General features: G+C 47.8%; 3 protein-coding genes. All 3 read left to right on the forward strand.

Annotated features, from left to right (window positions below):
• Positions 1-1,253: sensor histidine kinase (locus tag AC4MRN_RS19745; protein WP_491204276.1), on the forward strand; the 1,253-nt coding region annotated here is incomplete at its 5' end.
• An 85-nt stretch (positions 1,254-1,338) separates the two neighbouring features.
• Complete coding sequence (nosR, locus tag AC4MRN_RS19750; RefSeq protein WP_491204277.1) at positions 1,339-2,646, forward strand: response regulator c-di-GMP phosphodiesterase, NosR family; 1,308 nt, start codon at positions 1,339-1,341, stop codon at positions 2,644-2,646.
• A gap of 101 nt (positions 2,647-2,747) precedes the next feature.
• The gene (gorA, locus tag AC4MRN_RS19755; RefSeq protein ID WP_475070910.1) at positions 2,748-4,097 is read left to right on the forward strand and encodes a glutathione-disulfide reductase; all 1,350 of its coding nucleotides are present in this window, start codon (positions 2,748-2,750) and stop codon (positions 4,095-4,097) included.
• Positions 4,098-4,150 lie beyond the last annotated feature (53 nt).

The following is a 4,150-nucleotide window of genomic DNA, read 5'->3' on the forward strand; positions in this document are numbered from 1 at the left end:
TAGGCTACGTACAATCGTCACTCATTCAAATTCGCAATTGGATTGTCTCGCTGGCACTCATCGAATTGGGTTTGGTAGCGTTGTTCAGCTATGGGTTGGGCACTTATCTGACTTCACAGTTAAATACACTTAGGCAAGGCGCTAAAGATATTGTTAACGCCATAAAAACCAGTCATTTCAAGACTGCGCCTATTGCAGAAAAAGGTCACGACGAGCTTACCGAATTGGCAAAAACGTTTAACTTACTGGTCAAAAATCTGGAAACCGAATACCAGTCCCGGCTGGAAGCCGAAAACGAACTGACCCAGTTGAACCAGTCTCTTGAAGAAAAAATCGCTCGCCGTACCCAGGCACTCAGTGAGAAAAACGAGCTGTTAGAGCAGTCGAACAAAGAATTAAAAGAAACCCAGCAACAGCTGTTTCAAGCGGAAAAAATGGCTTCGGTTGGTCAGTTGGCTGCCGGTGTCGCCCATGAAATCAACAACCCGGTTGGGTTTGTCAGCAGCAACCTGAACACGCTAACAGACTACCTGTCGATGTTCCAAATCCTTATGACGTTGGTGAAAAAGCTGCAGCCTGATGCTGACATAGAAGCCCAAAAAGCACTGATAACAGAAATCCACCAGTTCTATGCCCAGCACGATTTTGACTTCATCAGCGAAGATGTTACCCCGCTTATCGAGGAATCGGTTGAGGGTTTGGCGCGGGTCAGTGAAATAGTGAAAGGGCTGAAAGTCTTCTCGCGTATCGATTCAGATGAAAAGCAGTGGTTCGACTTAAACCACTGTCTCAACACCACCCTGACAATGGTGAATAACAAGCTGAAATACATTTGCAAAGTAGAAAAGCAGTTCGCTGATTTACCGCGAGTCTATTTCAACGTAGGCAAACTCACCCAGGTGTTTACAAATTTACTGATCAACGCCGGCCAGGCCATTGAGGCAACCGGCAAGCAAGGGGTAATTACCGTACACACTTACCTGCAGGGCAAGCAGGTTATTGTTGATATTACCGATACAGGCTGTGGTATTTCTGAAGAAAATCTTGAAAAGCTGTTTAACCCGTTTTTCACCACAAAACCGGAGGGACAGGGAACCGGACTGGGCCTGTCAATTACCTACGGAATTATTCAGGAACATGGCGGTAGCATTGAAGTAACTAGTAAAGAAGGCGAAGGCAGCCGATTTATTATTACGTTGCCAGTCGGCGACAATTCTCAGCCTTTGCAAACACAAACTAACGAAGCGCAATAATAGCGGCTTCTTTTTCACTGATTAAATTTACGCGGCGCCCCATGCAATGCACCTCAGGCGGAGTGAGTTTAACAAGGAGAATGACATGACAGATGCACAACAAACAGAGCAAGTGAAGTATCAGGTGCTGTGTGTTGATGACGAGCAAAATATATTGCGTGCTATTAAGCGGGCACTATTTTCTTTGGATGTCGATCTCACGCTGGTAGACAGTGGTGAAAAAGCACTCGCCGTTATGAAAGAAAAGCCCATTCATGTGGTGATTTCGGATATGAAAATGCCAGGCATGACCGGGGCGGAGTTACTCGAACAGGTTGCTGCGCACTACCCCGACACTTTTCGGGTGGTATTAACTGGCTTTGCCGATATTGACGCCACCATTAAAGCGGTAAATCAGGGACGAATTCATCGCTACTTGCAAAAACCCTGGGACAACCAGGAACTGATCAATACCATTGAAGAAGGCCTGGAGCGCATTAAGTTAAAAGACGAAAACGCGCGTCTGCAAAAACTGACCAAACTACAGAATGCCAAGCTCAAGGAAGTAAATAACTCGTTGGAGCAGGTAGTACAAAAACGTACTAAACAGATCAAAGCGGCACTGCGTCGCATTGAACAACGCAACGCGGCCCTTGAACAAGTGCTGTTTAACGTCATTTCAATCAATCCGGACATCGACGGCAAGTTTGCAATTGAAGTCAGCGAACTGGCCACCAAACTAGCCAACCTGCTGGAGTGTTCAAAAGAAGAAACGAATGTCATCCGTTATGCCTGTCTGATAGGCGAATTCGGATTGTTAGGTCTGAAGCCTGAGCATTATCGCCCGGCATTTAACAAGCTATCCTATCAGCAACAAAAGAACTATTTGTCGCAAACCAAACTGGCAAAAACCATTTTGGCGCCGGCCGAACACCTGCGTGAAGTGAGTGATATTCTGGAATACCAGTTTGAATACTACAATGGCGCAGGCCTGTACAAGTTGGTTGCAACGCAGATCCCCATTGGGGCACGGATTTTAGCTGTAGCCAGAGACTATTGGCGCATGGTTAGCGGCCGAATTACCGGTCAGCCAATGACGCCTATTGAAGCTCGTGTGGAATTGAAAAAGCACCGCAATACCCGATATGACGGCAACGTGCTGGATATCCTGTTAAATACCAAGGACATCGATAAGCCCAGTTACATAGAGAACCGTCTGAGTACCGAAGAACTTAAACCGGGCATGGTCCTCAGCAAAAACCTGTATAACGAGAGTCACATTTTACTGCTACCGGAAGGCCATGTATTTACCGATGCCACCATTGCCAAGCTGGCGCAGTACGAACGTGAACACAATCGCTTTTTTGATATCGCCGTAGAACGAAACGGTATGGAAGATGCGACGATAGGGTAACTTTCACAGTCAGACCGAACTATACTTGCTGTAAACGGGTGTTTTAAAAGCGTAAAAAATGCCAGAATACCTTAATGATTCGAAACCCAGGCGAGTAATTCATGCAACAGTTTGACTATATTTGTATTGGCGGCGGTAGCGGCGGTATCGCCTCTGCTAACCGGGCAGCCAAACACGGTAAAAAAGTACTTTTAATCGAAAGCAAAGCCGTTGGTGGTACCTGCGTTAACGTGGGCTGCGTGCCCAAAAAAGCGATGTGGTACGGCGCACAGGTAGCCGAAGCAATCCACAAATACGGCCCTGATTACGGGTTTGATGTCACAGTAAATAACTTCAGTTGGGAAACCCTGGTTGCCAGCCGTCAGGCTTACATCTCTCGCATTCACGCATCGTACGATCGCGTACTGGGCAACAACGACGTAACGCTGCTAAATGGGTATGCCAAATTCGTCGACAACCACACTGTTGAAGTAAACGGTGAACACTACACTGCGCCGCACATCACCATTGCTACCGGCGGTCGACCATTCACGCCAGACATTCCAGGCGCCGAACATGGTATTGATTCTGACGGCTTCTTCGCGTTAAACGCCCAGCCGAAAACCGTTGCCGTAGTAGGCGGTGGCTACATTGGCGTTGAGCTGGCGGGCGTACTGAATGCACTGGGCAGCGAAACACATTCTCTGATCCGCCAAACTATGCCACTTAGAGGCTTCGATCACACGATTCAGGAAACCCTGAAAACCCTGATGATAGAAGAAGGCGTAAATGTGCATGATCAAACCGAAATCACTCACATTGAGAAGCAACAGGACGGCCAGTTAGTATTGACGCTGACCGACGGCAACTCACTTACTGTAGAATGCCTGATTTGGGCGACTGGCCGTCGCCCAAACACCGACAACATTGGCCTGGAAAACACCCAGATCGACGTTACCGATAAAGGGTTAATAACGGTCGACAAGTATCAGAATACGACGGTAGACGGCGTGTACGCCGTTGGTGATATTACGGGTCAGCCTGAACTCACACCGGTCGCGGTAAAAGCAGGCCGCTTGTTAAGTGAACGTTTGTTTAATCAGCAGCATGACGCCCATTTAGATTATGCCTTAGTCCCAACGGTTGTTTTCAGTCACCCGCCCATTGGCACTGTAGGGCTGACAGAAGCCGAGGCTGAGGCGCAATATGGGAAGGAAAACCTCACTATTTACCGTTCAAGTTTTGCCGCAATGTACACCGCAGTAACGCGTCATCGCCAACTCACCAGTATGAAGCTGATTTGTGAGGGTGAATCCCAACGCGTAGTAGGTTTACACGGTATCGGTTATGCAATGGATGAAATCCTGCAAGGTTTTGCGGTTGCCATGAAAATGGGTGCAACCAAGGCAGATTTTGACGCCTGTATTGCTATTCACCCCACCAGCGGCGAAGAATTCGTTACTATGGCTTAAGCGCCATAACCCGTTGGCTCACTCATCGGTCTTGGGATGAGTGAGCCTATCGC

It is taken from the genome of Marisediminitalea sp., from assembly GCF_984433645.1.